At 42.2% G+C, this 15,077-nt stretch carries 14 protein-coding genes; 3 read left to right on the plus strand and 11 right to left on the minus strand.

From position 1 onward, the window contains the following. Nucleotides 1–225: 225 nt before the first annotated feature. Both AC1MCB_RS07465 and AC1MCB_RS07470 read left to right on the plus strand, forming a co-directional pair. Entirely contained in the window at nucleotides 226–1,419 is a 1,194-nt protein-coding gene (locus tag AC1MCB_RS07465; protein WP_479968116.1) for a BamA/TamA family outer membrane protein, read from the plus strand. A gap of 120 nt (nucleotides 1,420–1,539) precedes the next feature. Then, the gene (locus tag AC1MCB_RS07470; RefSeq protein WP_479968117.1) at nucleotides 1,540–2,463 is read left to right on the plus strand and encodes a Gfo/Idh/MocA family protein; all 924 of its coding nucleotides are present in this window, start codon (nucleotides 1,540–1,542) and stop codon (nucleotides 2,461–2,463) included. 394 nt (nucleotides 2,464–2,857) lie between these two features. Here the strand turns inward: AC1MCB_RS07470 and AC1MCB_RS07475 are convergent, their stop codons facing one another. The 4 genes from AC1MCB_RS07475 to AC1MCB_RS07490 all read right to left on the minus strand — a co-directional run bounded on the left by AC1MCB_RS07475 (nucleotide 2,858) and on the right by AC1MCB_RS07490 (nucleotide 7,101). Continuing rightward, on the minus strand, nucleotides 2,858–4,762 hold the full coding sequence (locus AC1MCB_RS07475) for an AAA domain-containing protein (protein ID WP_479968118.1): 1,905 nt from the start codon (nucleotides 4,760–4,762) through the stop codon (nucleotides 2,858–2,860). A gap of 221 nt (nucleotides 4,763–4,983) precedes the next feature. Next, entirely contained in the window at nucleotides 4,984–5,382 is a 399-nt protein-coding gene (locus AC1MCB_RS07480) for a Dabb family protein (RefSeq protein WP_479968119.1), read from the minus strand. A 69-nt stretch (nucleotides 5,383–5,451) separates the two neighbouring features. Further along, nucleotides 5,452–5,859 carry an META domain-containing protein gene (locus tag AC1MCB_RS07485; RefSeq protein ID WP_479968120.1) on the minus strand — a complete coding sequence of 136 codons (408 nt, stop codon included), beginning with the start codon at nucleotides 5,857–5,859 and terminating at the stop codon, nucleotides 5,452–5,454. A gap of 45 nt (nucleotides 5,860–5,904) precedes the next feature. Continuing rightward, nucleotides 5,905–7,101 carry a BaiN/RdsA family NAD(P)/FAD-dependent oxidoreductase gene (locus AC1MCB_RS07490; protein ID WP_479968121.1) on the minus strand — a complete coding sequence of 399 codons (1,197 nt, stop codon included), beginning with the start codon at nucleotides 7,099–7,101 and terminating at the stop codon, nucleotides 5,905–5,907. 136 nt (nucleotides 7,102–7,237) lie between these two features. On the opposite strand from AC1MCB_RS07490, the gene AC1MCB_RS07495 reads away from it, so the two are divergent. After that, nucleotides 7,238–7,456: a hypothetical protein gene (locus AC1MCB_RS07495; RefSeq protein ID WP_479968122.1), complete on the plus strand. Its 219-nt coding sequence runs from the start codon at nucleotides 7,238–7,240 to the stop codon at nucleotides 7,454–7,456. A gap of 3 nt (nucleotides 7,457–7,459) precedes the next feature. Here AC1MCB_RS07495 and AC1MCB_RS07500 read toward each other — a convergent pair whose 3' ends face one another. The 7 genes from AC1MCB_RS07500 to AC1MCB_RS07530 form a co-directional block, all read right to left on the minus strand. Continuing rightward, complete coding sequence (locus AC1MCB_RS07500; protein ID WP_479968123.1) at nucleotides 7,460–9,703, minus strand: Tex family protein; 2,244 nt, start codon at nucleotides 9,701–9,703, stop codon at nucleotides 7,460–7,462. A 1,024-nt stretch (nucleotides 9,704–10,727) separates the two neighbouring features. After that, nucleotides 10,728–11,030 (minus strand): helix-turn-helix domain-containing protein, encoded by a 303-nt coding sequence (locus tag AC1MCB_RS07505; protein ID WP_479968124.1) that lies wholly within the window; start codon nucleotides 11,028–11,030, stop codon nucleotides 10,728–10,730. Continuing rightward, a complete protein-coding gene (locus AC1MCB_RS07510; protein WP_479968125.1) occupies nucleotides 11,014–11,358 on the minus strand; it encodes a type II toxin-antitoxin system RelE/ParE family toxin in 345 nt (114 codons plus the stop codon). The genes AC1MCB_RS07505 and AC1MCB_RS07510 overlap by 17 nt, the downstream gene beginning before the upstream one ends. A gap of 259 nt (nucleotides 11,359–11,617) precedes the next feature. Further along, complete coding sequence (rsgA, locus tag AC1MCB_RS07515) at nucleotides 11,618–12,682, minus strand: ribosome small subunit-dependent GTPase A (RefSeq protein ID WP_479968126.1); 1,065 nt, start codon at nucleotides 12,680–12,682, stop codon at nucleotides 11,618–11,620. Between the two features lie 150 nt (nucleotides 12,683–12,832). Beyond that, on the minus strand, nucleotides 12,833–13,012 hold the full coding sequence (locus tag AC1MCB_RS07520) for a hypothetical protein (RefSeq protein ID WP_479968127.1): 180 nt from the start codon (nucleotides 13,010–13,012) through the stop codon (nucleotides 12,833–12,835). Nucleotides 13,013–13,513: 501 nt separating this feature from the next. Then, the gene (locus tag AC1MCB_RS07525; protein ID WP_479968128.1) at nucleotides 13,514–13,975 is read right to left on the minus strand and encodes an NUDIX domain-containing protein; all 462 of its coding nucleotides are present in this window, start codon (nucleotides 13,973–13,975) and stop codon (nucleotides 13,514–13,516) included. Then, a complete protein-coding gene (locus AC1MCB_RS07530) occupies nucleotides 13,975–14,949 on the minus strand; it encodes a cation diffusion facilitator family transporter (protein WP_479968129.1) in 975 nt (324 codons plus the stop codon). The genes AC1MCB_RS07525 and AC1MCB_RS07530 overlap by 1 nt, the downstream gene beginning before the upstream one ends. Nucleotides 14,950–15,077: the final 128 nt, after the last annotated feature.

Consider the following 15,077-nt stretch of genomic DNA (forward strand, 5'->3'; position numbering starts at 1 on the left):
GGGATTTCTAACCTGTGTAATTCTTCAAAATTTTTAAAGGCAATAAGGTCGCGGACTTCTCTGAATAATTTTTCCATGTGTAAATTCAGGAGTTACTCTTAGAAACGTGTGCATTACAAAGAAGCAGTTTTCTGCTTTATTTGGCTTGTATATTGATTATTTGGTATATTAAAGTAATATAGCCAGCTAGATTAATCTGTTAAAATCCCCATAATCCCAGAACCTATGATGAAGATTGTTTTTTTGTTTTGTGCCTTCTGGATCAGTAGCACAGCAGTATTGGCGCAAAGCGATGAAACTACCACTAAAGATAGTGCTGAATTAAACACTGATACCCTTACAACAGATAAGGGATTGTTTAGCCGTTGGTATCGGTCTTCGGGCGTGAGCCCGGCCGCAGATCTTCGTTCTGAGGATGGATTGCTGTTGGGCTTAACCTTTAAAACTAAGGAAGATAAAAATTCAGGGGAACCAAAAGGTAATGTGCACTCACTAACTGCTTTGCATAGCCTATCTACAAAGTCCTTCATCCTAAAACAGAAATCTGAATGGCTTAAGGTGTTTGCAAATACAGATATCATCATCAATGCCATTGCGGATATGACGGGAAATATCATGAATTATTATGGGCAGGGAAACAATACACCTTTTAAACGCGAAGGTAATCATGCAAAATTTTACCGTGTAAACTTTTCATATTACCACGCTGAGGCGGCATTACGATTTAATTTAAGAAATAATGTAACCGTCAGCGTGGGTCCGTCCTTCCAGTATTATTCCAATGGCAATAACAACGACAGATTTATTTCCACCCCGGAAATCATAAATTCTTACGACAACATATTCGCTGACAAAACCCATGGGGGAGCCACATTATCCCTTGGCTGGGATAAACGAGATGACCCTTTGACTCCCAAAAGAGGTTTCAATTTTGAACTGCGGATCCACGGTTACGAAGGCTTAAATGATGCGTCAGACGCTTATGCACAGGCATTCCCACAATTCTCGTTTTATATACCTTTAACTAAAAAAGGCAACCTGATACTTGCTGAGCGTGTTGGTGCCGGTTTCACAACAGGCGAAACGGCGTTCTATCAAAGTGCGTTTCTGGGTAGCCAAAACAACTTGCTTGGGTTTAGAAAATATCGCTTTGCTGGGGAACACTTGCTTTTCAATAATCTTGAACTTCGCTTTAGCTTTGCTGAAGTAGAACGGGGATTTTTACCCGCCAGGATGGGCTTGATCGGAGTTTATGATGCCGGGCGGGTCTGGATTGATAATGAAGACTCAGATCGGATACACCATGGTGTAGGAGCTGGTATGTATTTGTATCCTTTTAACCGCTTCTTTGTCCGCGGTATTGCCGGTTATTCGAAAGAAGGCTGGCAACCAACCATTACCTTACATCAGCGGTTTTAAGGGAGTGGCGGGTGAAAATTGGCAGGTTAATGGTTTTAAGTATCAAGTATCAGTAAGAAAGAATTCCCTGTGTTTTAAAGTTCTTTTTAATCCATATTTTGCAGGTTAAATTCTGAAAGTATGGTAAAAATAGGAGTTATCGGTCTGGGGGACATAGCAGGTAAAGCGTACCTTCCGATCTTGAGCAGCCAGCAAGGCGTAGAAATTCATCTTCTATCAAGAAACAAAGGTGTGCTGGCGGACGCCGGCAATAAATACAGGTTCGGTAATCTTCATCATACTTTAGATTCATTGATCCAAAGCGGAATCAGCGCCGCTTTTGTCCACACTGCTACCACTGCTCATTACGGTATTGTAAAAATACTGCTCGAGCATGACATAAACGTATTTGTGGATAAGCCCGTTACACTCGATTATAACTCTTCAAGGGAACTTTTTGAATTGGCTGAAAGCAAAAGCCTGATACTCATGGCCGGCTTTAACAGGCGGTATGCTCCTGTCTATCAGAAACTAAAGGAACTGACGGAACCCAGTATGATCATTATGCAAAAGAATAGGCAGGCCTTACCCTGCGAATTGCGGAGCTTCATTTTTGATGATTTTATACATGTAGTAGATACTTTAAGATACCTTTTCCCCTACCCTGTTGATCGTCTACACGTCAACGGTATGAAAAAACATAACGTCCTCTACCAGGTCACAATCCAGTTTCTAAGTGACAACGGTGCGACAGCTATCGGCATGATGAATCGCGATGCAGGCACAACAGAAGAAAAAGTCGAAGTGTTCAGCAGCGGGGAAAAAAGGGTGGTAAATAATGTTTCTGAACTGTTTATCCATAAGGGCACCAACATCAGCCGGATCGGTTCGAGCGATTGGGAACCGATGCTTCATAAACGGGGCTTCGAACAGATGATCAAGGACTTTCTCCAGTCCCATGAAAACGGCAAGGTTCCAAAGATATCAGGAAAGGATGCCCTTCTGACCCATGAAATGTGCGAAAAGATTGTAGGACAGCTTGAGGATCAACTAAAGCTGGCTTAATTAGTAGCTCACCTATTTTCACAAAACGTTCCCATGGAACGAAATTGCACACCCTGTCTGTATTTCTACTAACGAGACGTTCCGATGGAACGAAAGCCTTATTAATTAACTTTGCTGAATCGGAAGCGCCATTCCTCATTCTCCAGCTTTAGCTGGAGGAGGAATAGAATGCAGGACTTGATTGGCTTCAGCCAAAATATAGTATTGTGTATTTAAAATAAAGAAGATTTGGCTAAAGCCTTAGGACAAAGGTCTTTTTTATCCACTGGCTAAAGCCAGTGGCAATTGAAAAATGCTATCGAAAACTAGGAGGAGCCATTGCTACGTTCCTAAGGGCTTTACAGATTGATATATTAGGAATAGTCCGCCACTCTCAACTGGACCGCTTTTAATCTTACATAAACTCCCAGGCACTCTGATAACCATTCATCTTTTCTGCATAATCAATAAAACCGGAGTAGAACGGCAATCGCGAAAGCGTGGCACTGTCGCCAATTACCACCAGCTTTTTACGCGCCCTCGTCATAGCTACATTCATCCGGCGAATGTCGGACAGGAAACCGATATTACCTTCGGTATTGCTGCGCGTCAGGCTGATATAAACAATATCCCGTTCCTGACCCTGGAAACTGTCAATCGTATTCACCGCAATCTGGTTTACAAAAGGTTTTAATTCGTCGGCCTCAGCGAGCAGTTCTTTCAACACAAAGATTTGCTCTTTATAGGGTGAAATGATGGCGACCGACGGGGTTTGTTCAAAGGTAGAAGAAGAATCGAGCTTCACGAGGACTGATACCAGGTGCTTAATCAGCAGTGCGGCCTCATCGGGATTAGTAGTACTCGTGCCTTCCGTCTTCTCATCAAAGCCGCAACCTGCAGTGTCAATAAAATGCAGTGCATGGTCGCCGGGGAATAGGCGGTGATCGGCTACAGTAATGTGAGCACGCAATTTATCCTGGTAGAAGATCCTAGAAGAATATCCCATGATAGGAATATTCATCCGATACTGTTCCTCTAATAAAACCACGGCTTCGGGATGCTGCTCAATGCACTTTTCCAAAAGGGTGCTTCCCAGGCCTTTTCGGGCAGCTTCGTACGATTTAATGGTAGGGGACAACTGAAAGGGATCCCCAGCCAAAATAATCTTTTGCGCTTTCAAAACCGGTATCCAACAGGCAGGTTCGAGCGCCTGCCCCGCTTCATCAATCACTACTGTATGATACTTTAATCCGGAAACTGTGTAGTGATTTGAGCCGACCAGCGTAGCAGTGATTACTTGTGCTTTAGCAATCAGATCTTTCTGTATGTAATCCTCAATGTTGGCTACTTCTCTGATAATCTTATGAGCCTCATCAAAAAGAGCTTTCCGTTGCTCGCGTTCCGCCCGTCCGAAATTGCGCTTATACTTATGCGCCATATTGCGGTATTCGTTAGCCTGCTTCTTCAAACCCCGCACTTCCTTCATACTGCTGTGAGCTGCAGTTTTGCTATCGAGCGTTAACGACATCAGTTTGTCGGACACACGTGCAGGATTACCCACCCGAAGCACATTTACCCCTTCATCATCAAGTTTTTCAGTAAGCAGATCCACTGCGGTATTGCTTGGAGCTACTACCAGTATCTGCTTCCCGTCCTGTTTAACTAAAGCCTTGATCGCCTGAATAAGGGTCGTGGTTTTCCCTGTACCCGGAGGACCGTGAACAATCGCCAAATGTCTTGCTGCAAGGATCATGTTTAAACTCTCCTGCTGTGAAGCGTTTAGTTTAGGAGCGATAAAGACCGGAATATCAGTATTAAATGACGGCTTGTTCTTCCCGGTAAGAATTTTGACCAGCCCGTTGTCTTTGCTTTCAATGAGCCTGGCTGCTTCTTTAAGAGCGGCTTGCATTTCGTCATAGCTTTTATCATCGAAAAGCAACTCTATACCAAGCTTGCCGTCGCTCGCCCAGTCGGGAAGCTCATCAACCCGCAAGTTTATTTTACAGCGATTTCCGCTTTGCCAGGTGATGGTTCCTTCCAGTCTGTCATTCCTTGGATCATGATTTGAAAACAAAACGGCCGAAGATCCAAAACGTAATTGGTGGCTCAGGTCATGATGGGTGGTTCGCTCAGCCTCAACGGTAAGGTAATCGCCCCTGCTCATTTCAGTATTGCGAATCGCAATGGGGTACCAACTCAAACCCGCGATCCTTCGTTCGGCTATAGAACTTAACTCGCTGAGCTGCTGGTATGCATACAAATCTGCGTCACGTTCAATCTTCAATAAGCTAAGAAGATCCTGGAAATATGTGGTAGACAATGTTTGTAATTTGAGGGGTAATTCAACCTTGCTATTCTGGAATAGCTAGTTGGGTAAAAATAATCACAATAGCGCGCGATCAACAATACATTGCTGGCATGCAGACATTGGCCACATTAAGTGACTCTCGTATTGACATATTAACATATGACAGATTAATACGTTTTCGCATTAACGGTTAATGCATTGCCGTACTAACGTATCGACAATTAGCGCATTTTTTAAAGAATGCTTACCGAATCGTAAACCAGCACCTTTTCCCACAGCATCTCTGATTCTTTAATAAAAACCAGGTGGGTATCCTCAACCTGGTATTTGTCCTGATCAGCTTTCGACGCGAAGGTCAAGCTAAGGCAATAGCTGTAAGAGCTGTCAATAACAGGGCGATTAGTGCTTGCAGGAACTCCTATATGTTTAGTCTTAATGTATTTGGAACTATTGATATAAGTCTTCATAGATTCTTCAAACCTGGCCCTTACAGTTTGATCAGCAGGGTTTTTTAACCAAAAATAAACCGTATGAACGAACTCTTTATTTTCTGACTTTGTTTCTTGAGCCTTTGCGGCTGATAATGGATCTATCATAAAAACGATGGCGATTATTAAAATGAAATTCTTCATAAGCTAGGGCATTAAAATCTTCAGATTCAATGATATGTATTAATACTCATTCACAAATTAGCAAATTAATTATCGTTTATACACTAATAAGAGCTGATCTTTACCATAAAGGTATAATTTGTCTGCCTTAACATCATAGCGGGTTACGTTCTGTAAATTGGTAACAATCTGATTTTCTTCATCCATCCGGCCTTCGCAGTACTTTTTGGTTGTAACAACGCTTTCGAATGTAATCGCAGTTTTTACTATTTCATAGCCGGCGGCAAAGCTGTTGCAAGCAGCAATACCGCTTACCTTGTTCTCCTTTTCGTCGAATTGTATAACAGCGTTTCCACCCAGGTTTGCAGGCACTTCGTTGATAGAAACAAGTTTCCAAGGAGTAGCACCCAGGTTAGCATGATCGGATTTCTGGTTTATAATGCTGCAACTGCCAAGCATTCCAATGATGAATAGTACAAAAAGTTGAAGTAGTCTCATAGCTGTTATTTTGGCCATTCAATGCAATAACTATTCCTAAATGATTTACAGCTCCTGGGCTATGATATACCCGCTTGCCCAAGCCCACTGGAAGTTATAGCCTCCCAGCCAGCCGGTCACATCAACACACTCCCCCCCGAAATACAGCCCCTTAACTTTCTTAGCTTCAAGGGTTTTCGATGAAAGCTCGTCGGTAGCCACACCGCCGCGCATCACTTCCGCTTTGTCATATCCCTTATCGCCGGCAGGCTTTACTTTAAACTCATGAATAAGCGATTCCGCTTTCTGAATATCCTCCTTTGTTAAAGAAGCCAGATTTTTATTTACGGGTAAGTAAACACCCAGCGCTTCGGCGAACTTGCGGGTATATAAGTCGGCAAGCAGGTTCAAAAAAAGCTTACGTCCATTTTGTTGCCTCTCCCTATTAATTAGTTCTGAGATATTCTCTTTGGGGAGCAGGTCAATGTTAATGCTTTCTCCGGGCTTCCAGTACGAAGAGATCTGAAGGATCGCAGGCCCGCTTAAACCCCAATGGGTAAAGAGAATATTCTCCTCAAAGCTGATCTTATCATTAGAAACACGACAGAACACCGAGTTCCCGGAAAGCTGTGCATACCAGTCGGCATCTTTTCCCGTAATAGTTAAAGGGACGAGCGCCGGAGCCGTCTGAATTAATCGCAGGCCGAACTGCTTGGCAACACGAAGGCCGAAATCAGTAGCTCCCATCTTTTGGATAGGCAGACCGCCAGAAGCGATCACAACCTTTGGAGCTATAACTTGCTTTAACTTTCCGTTTTGCACGTAGCTAATCCTAAAACTTCCCTCTTCCAGACGCTCGACTGAGGTAACTTCGGCAGCACATACTATTTCTTGCCCCATCTCCCCGCATATATTCTCAAAGACGTTCACAATATCCCTCGCATTGTTTGACACCGGGAAGAGTTGTCCCAAAGTCTTCTCCTTGCCACTGATGCCGTACGTCTCAAAAAAATTGATCGTATCTTCGACCGTCCAGCGCGAAAACGCAGACTTTGAGAAGTGCTCATTCTCGGAAATAAAGTTAGATGAATCAGCATAAAGGTTGGTATAATTACACCGTCCCCCTCCCGAGATCAGGATCTTGGCGCCCACATTTTCATTCTTTTCCAGCACCAGGGTTCGCTTACCCAGGTATCCCGCCTGCACGGCGCACATCAGTCCGCATGCGCCCCCGCCAATTATCACTCCGTCAAAATTATTCATATTGCTAAACTCATCGCAAAGATATGCGCCTTTTCTTAACTTATACTTACAAATACCTTAGGCACAATTAAACATCAAATCATTGAAACTAAGCCAGATAATCCTGCGTATGAAGCCTTATTAAATCTTATAATAAGTGAGCATAAAGCGATTAAATAAAGCCGTAAATCATTTTACCACAGCAGTAAAAAGTTTAATGGAAGCCCAGCCGGAAGAAAAGGTGATAGCCCACTTTGCCAAAAGCCCATCCGTTGAACTGAGCCAGATATTGGAGATCTGTGAGCAATTGGAAGAATATGAGATCTGTCATGTAGTTTCCAGTGCCCTCAAGTCCAAAGAACAAGTTGCCGCATAAGCACTACTTAAACTTATTCTTTAAAGCAGCCAGTTTGCTTTGAAGATCTGTTTCGGGTACATCCTTCTTTACTTTCACTTCCTTCCGGAATTCGGGCTTCGTAACCCGCTTTTGTTCTGCCTGTTCCGTCTTCATTGAAAGAGCTATCCGTTTACGCTGCACATCTATTTCGGTAACGGTAACCATTACTTTTTGACTCACTTTAACCACTTCGTTCGGATCTTTGACAAAACGATTGGCTAGTTGGCTTAAATGAACCAAACCGTCCTGGTGCACGCCGATATCTACAAAAGCTCCGAAAGCAGTAATATTGGTAATAATTCCCGGGAGCTTCATCCCTGCCTTCAGGTCGCCAATTGAATTGACACCCTCGGTAAAGCTGAATTCTTCAAACTTTTCCCTCGGATCTAATCCAGGTTTCGCCAGCTCTTTTATAATATCATTTAAAGTGGGCAGCCCCACCGTTTCACTTACATAGCTCTGCAATTTGATCTTTTTTCGCAGCTCATCCTCTTTGATCAGATCCACAACCTTGCAGTTGAGATCCTTAGCCATTTGCTCGACAAGCGCATAGCGCTCGGGGTGAACAGCACTGCTGTCAAGCGGATGCTCAGCACCCCGAATACGCAGGAAACCTGCGGCCTGCTCGAAAGCCTTATCGCCAAGGCGTGGAATCTTTCTTAACTCAGCCCGCCGCTTAAACGCTCCATTCTGGTTGCGGTAGTCTACTATATTTTGGGCCAGCTGAGGACCTAAGCCCGATATATACGATAAGATCTCCTTGGACGCTGTATTCAATTCAACGCCAATGGCATTCACGCAACTGATTACCGTATCATCCAGCGAAGCCTGCAGCTTATTCTGGTCAACATCATGCTGGTACTGCCCCACGCCTATTGATTTCGGATCTATCTTCACCAGTTCAGCAAGCGGGTCCATCAAACGGCGACCAATAGAAACCGCTCCCCTTACGGTGATATCTTTATCCGGAAATTCCTCACGGGCTATATCCGATGCGGAATAGATGGATGCTCCACTTTCATTCACCATCACAATCGTGACAGCCGGCAAATTCAAACTGCGCACAAAAGTTTCAGTCTCACGACCAGCGGTACCATTACCGATCGCAACAGCTTCCACCGCGAATGTTTCTGCCAGGTGCCTAAGAGTTTTCTCCGCTTCTTTTACATTTCCCGCACCCGTATGCGGGTAAATGGCGGTGTTCTCCAGTAATTTTCCCTGCTCATCAAGGCATACCACCTTACAGCCGGTCCGGAAACCCGGATCAATGGCCATCACTCTTTTCTGACCCAGCGGAGCAGCCAGCAGCAACTGCCGGGCATTTTCTGCAAATACCCTAATAGCTTCTTCATCGGCCACTTTCTTGCTCATCAGGCGTACCTCGGTTTCCATGGCCGGCTTCAGCAAACGCTTATAACCGTCGGCAATAGCCAGCGAAACCTGCTCTGATGAAGCATTGCGGCTGGTGATAAATTGTTTCTCCATTATCTCAATAGCCTCCTCTTCCGGTACCACCACATCCAGCGAAAGAATGATCTCCTTCTCTGCACGGCGCATCGCCAGAATCCGGTGCGACGGGGCCGACTTAAGCGGCTCTTTCCAGTCGAAATAGTCTTGGTATTTGGTTCCCTCGGCTTCTTTTCCCTTAATCACTTTCGACTGGTAAGTTCCCTTTTGCAAGAAAATGTTCCTCACTTTCTCCCTGATCTCCGCCTGCTCAGAAATATGCTCGGCAAGTATATCACGGGCCCCGGCTAATGCTTCTTCCTTATTGGCCACGCCCTTCTCCGAATTGATAAATCGGGCAGCCTCCGTTTCAATATCCAGGTTTTTCTGACTTAGCATAAGATCCGCTAAAGGCAACAAGCCCTTCTCACGTGCAGCAGTGGCACGGGTTTTCCGTTTAGGCCGGTACGGCAGATAAATGTCTTCCAGCGCTGTAAGCGTCTCGGCCCCCGCTACCATCAGCTCAAGCTCAGAGGTTAAACTACCGGTATCGGCCAACGATTTCAGAATAGACTCACGCCTTTTCTCCAGGTCGCGCAACTGCTGCGCACGGTCTCTGATGGCTGCAACCTGCACTTCATCCAGACTGCCTGTCAGCTCTTTACGGTAACGCGAGATAAACGGCACCGTAGCGCCTTCGTCCAATAAAACAATTGTGGTGGAAACCTGCTTTTCTGAGATAGAAAGTTCCCTGGCTATTTTTTGAGAATGATTGACCATCGTGTATCGAGAGGCTTCAAAGCCCCCTATTTATCCGGCGAAGTTGAGTTTATTGCTTTGAAAATGCAAGAAAAGATTACTGACATATGTAAAATCGAGATCTTAGGAAACTTACGAAATTCTTAGCAGGTTATTCGGGTGGAAGATTCTCAATATTGAAATCCTAGGTTTAAGCCATCCGATTTTTGCTCCTGGTTCCTTAAATTTTATTTTATTTCTCTGGTGGGCAAGCTTTTGGAAGTAAATCCCCACTTAGTGTCTTCTTTTTCACAACAGGAATTGCTAAAAAGAGTATTATTTGCTTGCTATAATGGACGAAGCCGTCTCCAAACAACTTGAAGACGGCTTCTCGACCCTTTTAAAGGCAGAATCTAAGAGCATAATTTCAAAAAGTGCACCAATAAGAGAATATAAAAAATAATGGGATCTCAAAAGCAAAACGCATAGCGGCTAAAAAAAACTATCAAAGGTTCCGTGCATCCGGGACTTAATTGTTCGTGCTACGCACGCAACGAAGTCCTATTTGTTGTGCGGTCGTTCTTTTTATAGGTCGACGGTGAGTTTCAAATGTCTCCCAAGTCCGGTTTGAATAATTTTCATTAAGGTTGACAGCCGGATGTCAGAAGCATTATTTTCGATTCTGGAGATATAGGATTTATTCGTTCCACATTAAATTCCTTTTAAAACAAAATAATTCGACTTGCAAATATCCCCTTCGTTAAGTAGAGTTTCCTTTTTGTCTATTCTTTTGATTTGGAAAAATTGAAAAATTTCAGTGAATTCCTCATCACTTACCGTTGTGAATTTGTTGATATGTGCTTTAAATTGTTCGGACATTTTTTATAGTGAGCGTTTCAATAGAGTTGCATATAACGTTCGGTGGCTTGCCGAAGGCGGGGATTAACAATCATTACCTCTCAAGCCTGCACTAAAGATAATTAATTCCAGAAAGTTTGTTCCACCACTGTCTCCCCCGCTTTTGGCAAACCGCTGTTATGCGAGGTTTCTATTCCGGTTCCTGGCGTTATAGTTTGATAGAAAACTCCAGGTGGCCGCCTAAGCCAAGCTCGACTATCTTTTGAAGGGTTGAAAAACGAACCTCTTTGATGTTGTTCTCGATTTTGGAAATGTAACCCTTGTTTGTTCCGCACTTTTCGGCTAGTTCTTGTTGTGTCATGCCTCTTTCCAGGCGCGCCTGTTGAAGAAGAAAGCCAAGCTTGAACCCTTCGTAATCTTTCTCAAACTCGTCACGTTTGGGAGTACCCTTTAATCCGTATTGTTCGTCCACGAACTGGTCTAGGGATTTCAAATTACTTTTCTGTTTCATATTCTTTCTTTATTTTAAGCGCTTGTTCTATTTCAGACTTCGGTGTCTTCTGAGATTTCTTTTGGAATCCATTTGCCAGTACAACAAGCTTGCCCTCGTCAAAAAAGCAAAATATCCGAAAAATGTCGCTTCCAAGCTGGATTCTTATTTCATAAAGTCCGTCAGTGCCCGTGAGATGCTTTAAATAATTCTCCGGTACTTGCTGTATAGTTTCGATCAACCTAAACGTCCAGATAATCTTTTCTTTCACTTTCGGCTTTTGCTTATCGTAAAAGTCAGTGAAGTACTCCTTGTACAAAAAGATAGTCCTGAATTTTTGTACATTCATACAACGCAAAGATAAACAGAGTTGTCCGAATGTGCAACTCTCCGTTTCTGACTTAGGCTAAATCAGGGGGAATCGTCGATGGGAATAGATCGTGTGAAATCTCGCATAACGTTTTGGCGCTTGGCGAAGAAGCGGATTTCGAAGCCCTAAACTGTCAACCCAGCACAAAATTTGATACGAGGTAGAATGTTCATTTAACCACTGAAACCGCTTTTTTGCCAAACGCCTGTTAGCGGTTCGGGCTTCTTTTCTTAGAACTTCATTTTTTCCTATTGATATCCTTTTTGTAATTCTTTACTATTTTTCCGAATTCTTTATCTTTTTTCCGTCTTTCAACAACCGAAGATTCAAAATGAGCTTTCTCTCTTTCTAATTTTAGGTAATTTTCATATGAAGCTCGGTCTATTTCTCCCTTTTCAACAGCTTCAATAACAGAACAACCTATCTCATTCGTGTGGGTACAATCTTTGAACTTACAATTCTGAGAAAGCCTGATAATCATATCAAATGTAATTTCTAATCCGCTTGTTGAATCGGCAATACCTACTTCTCTCATTCCTGGATTATCAACTATTATTCCTCCATTTTCAAGAATAATTAATTTTCTGTGACTTGTAACGTGTTTCCCTTTATTTGTACTCTGGCTAATTGTATCTGTTCGCATTATAGATTTGCCAGAAAGATTATTTAATAGAGTGGATTTTCCAACACCTGAAGAACCAAGCATACAATATGTTTTACCTTTTTCAATAATCGCTTTTATTTTGTCGTACCCATCTTGTAATTCGTTACTTATTGCAATAATCGGAACATTATTAATTCGAGCTTTTATTTTCTCCAATATCTCAAAAGTCCGATGTTCATCAATTAAATCAATCTTAGTGAGCACTATAATGGGGCTAACCTTTGATGAATTACAAATTGTCAGATATCTTTCAAGTCTATTAATATTGAAATCCCTATCAGCGGCTTGCACCAATAATGCATAATCAATATTTGTTGCTATTATTTGTATCTCTCCGAATTTACCAACGTCCTGTCTTGAAATAACGGAGAATCTCGGTAATATGCTGTGAATAATAGAAAAATCTGAATCATGAATTGTTATTGCAACCCAATCGCCAACGGCTGGAAAATCTTCACGACTTTTTGATGAAAATCGTGAATTCCCTGTTATCTCGGCTTCAAATTCTCCTTTTTCAGTTTTCACAATATATCTTTCTTTATGTTCTGATATAACTCTTCCAATCTCAAACTCTTTAAGGTTATTCTCATTCCTTAATTTTTCAAGCTTATTATTATATCCTAAATCTTCTAATTTCATTTCAATATAGAATTGATTAGCTTATTCAATACTCACAGTCATTTTTTAGCCTGACCGCTAACGTTATTGGTTTGCGCTGTTAGTGTCGGCTTGTGGGTTGGAAATAGCGCAAAACATGTGTTAACTGCTGATGTTTATTAGTTCAATTGACTAAACGGTTTTGTTATGTAGCTTCAATAAATTAGTTTCATAAACACCGCCTGCATCAACACGAGTAATTTCATCTAATGCAATTAATAGAAAGCCTCGGGCAAGGGTAGATTTGATCCCAAACTCCTTGATTACAATGCTTTCATTGTCTATTTCTTTAATTTGTCCAATTATGCACATTCCACTATAAATGTTTTGGATTGTAATAGAAACACATATTATGTAATGCAAGGGGGCCTGGCAAATGGTTATTGTCCCTATGCATTGGCAGGCCATCACTATGCAGGCTGGGTCCTCTACAAGAGACCCTGCTTAGACAAATAAACTGTAACCTGCCAGCCTATTCTTTCGTTGCTTCGGCAAAACACCATCATCTCACTCGTATTAACTTAAACGAAGCATAAATACCTCTGGAATAAACCGAAATGCGGCGCAAATCAGGTCGTATTCAGAGTATCTCGAAATTAATGATAACAGTATGTAAACAGTATGTTAACAGTATCATAACCATGTGCTGAATATATCGCAATATAATGAGCATACTGTCGTCACCCTGCTAACAAAGGGTTGATAAATTATTATCGTAAAACCTTATAACAATTAGTTCGCGGGCAATAATGAAGTAATAATCGCGCAATAGAATTTTTGGGGGAATAGCGGAATATGAGAGTTTACCTGATGCTAGCTACGATCCATCTTAATTTTCCATTGCGCTTTCAAAAGCTCGACAACTTTCTGATCGGTTGGGAAAGTGACATCATCAACAGTGAGGTCTGCGATATTTTTCCAGCGGAATACTTGCAGCAGGTCTCCCTCTGAGTCGAAGTCGAAGATTTCTTCTTTAAAATTTAACAGTAAGTCTGTTTTGGGCTTAACCACATAGTATACGCTGATAACCTGGCTATCGTTGAATACTGATTTAATAAAAAAGTCGGTTGTGTAAAAATGATCGGTAACATCTATCTCTACCTCACATTCTTCTACAAACTCCCTCTTCAAAGCGTCTATCAGCCCTTCACCATATTCTAATCCTCCACCTGGAAATTTACTGAATCGTAAACCATATTCCTCTTCGTCACTTAACAATACCTGGTCCTGATCATTGATCAGGATCCCGTAGACGCGCACATTGAATGGATACATTATGAGAAATGCTTTTGATTACGGGTAACGTTGTGAGTATTCCACGCGATGTCTGTTCGCAGGGGCTCGCTTCTCACCGGACAGTCATCCATCCGGCAATAATGGCAACACTGCGGTAAACACGGATCAGCATGAATAAAAAACTCAGTCTGTACACGAGCACTTTCATTCACCAGTTTATCCAAACCGGAGACCTCTTCGTGTACCCTGTTCAAGTCGAAATAATACGGTAAAGTTAAGTGGCAGTCAATATGTAAGTCAGTTCCATAACGTTGTGTGCGGAGGTTGTGTACATCAATCCATGAGTTATGCCGATTATTATTCAATATACTGATCACTTCCTCAACCACTTCAAAATCCGACTCATCCATTAAACCGCCTACAGACTTGCGTATTAGTTTATAACCATGATAGATTATATATAAACCGAGCACAATAGACAGCAGGCTGTCCAAATAAGTGATACCCGTAAAATGGATTAATAACAAGCCAACCACCAAACCGGCGCTCGTATAAGCGTCAGATTTTAAATGCTTACCGTCGGCATATAACGTTAAGGAGTTGAATAACTCACTTTGCTTGATCAGATAGTGCCCTAACCAATAATTAACAACACCTGTTATTGCGATAATGATCGTACCGCTTACAAGCATTTGAATTTCCTGTGGTATAAATAAGTTATAACCAGATTTAAATATGATAATAATTCCGGCAAGCAAAATCAGGCTTCCCTCCACAAAAGCTGAGAAAAACTCCACTTTGCCGTGTCCATAAGGATGGTTTAAATCCCGCGGCTGCGACGCGAGGTAAATACTATAAAAGGCAAATGAACTGGCCAGCACATTGACAATGCTTTCGGCAGCATCGGTTAGAATTGCATTTGAAGAGGTTACAAAGTAGGCTGTAAATTTGGCAAGCATCAATAAGATGCCTACACTTAAAGAGAGCAGAATGACTTTTTTTTGTTTTTGCACAAGCAATTTTTAGAAGCACGGCAAATTTATATAATCCTTGCAGCATTTGTAACAAGAATACCTTTTTAAGGTATTTCCAAATAATATGGCGGCTATTGACCCAGGTTTCTATATTTGCGAATTAAAAC

The sequence above is a fragment of the Daejeonella sp. AP26 genome (assembly GCF_056680515.1).

What these genes read in the sequence shown, in the direction of transcription:
- AC1MCB_RS07465 (WP_479968116.1), top strand. Translation starts at nt 226, where the DNA reads ATGATGAAGATTGTTTTTTTGTTTTGTGCCTTCTGGATCAGTAGCACA.
- AC1MCB_RS07470 (WP_479968117.1), top strand. Translation starts at nt 1,540, where the DNA reads ATGGTAAAAATAGGAGTTATCGGTCTGGGGGACATAGCAGGTAAAGCG.
- AC1MCB_RS07480 (WP_479968119.1), bottom strand. Translation starts at nt 5,382, where the DNA reads ATGAAGAATTTCATTTTAATAATCGCCATCGTTTTTATGATAGATCCA.
- AC1MCB_RS07485 (WP_479968120.1), bottom strand. Translation starts at nt 5,859, where the DNA reads ATGAGACTACTTCAACTTTTTGTACTATTCATCATTGGAATGCTTGGC.
- AC1MCB_RS07490 (WP_479968121.1), bottom strand. Translation starts at nt 7,101, where the DNA reads ATGAATAATTTTGACGGAGTGATAATTGGCGGGGGCGCATGCGGACTG.
- AC1MCB_RS07500 (WP_479968123.1), bottom strand. Translation starts at nt 9,703, where the DNA reads ATGGTCAATCATTCTCAAAAAATAGCCAGGGAACTTTCTATCTCAGAA.
- AC1MCB_RS07505 (WP_479968124.1), bottom strand. Translation starts at nt 11,030, where the DNA reads ATGAAACAGAAAAGTAATTTGAAATCCCTAGACCAGTTCGTGGACGAA.
- AC1MCB_RS07510 (WP_479968125.1), bottom strand. Translation starts at nt 11,358, where the DNA reads ATGAATGTACAAAAATTCAGGACTATCTTTTTGTACAAGGAGTACTTC.
- rsgA (WP_479968126.1), bottom strand. Translation starts at nt 12,682, where the DNA reads ATGAAATTAGAAGATTTAGGATATAATAATAAGCTTGAAAAATTAAGG.
- AC1MCB_RS07520 (WP_479968127.1), bottom strand. Translation starts at nt 13,012, where the DNA reads ATGTGCATAATTGGACAAATTAAAGAAATAGACAATGAAAGCATTGTA.
- AC1MCB_RS07525 (WP_479968128.1), bottom strand. Translation starts at nt 13,975, where the DNA reads ATGTATCCATTCAATGTGCGCGTCTACGGGATCCTGATCAATGATCAG.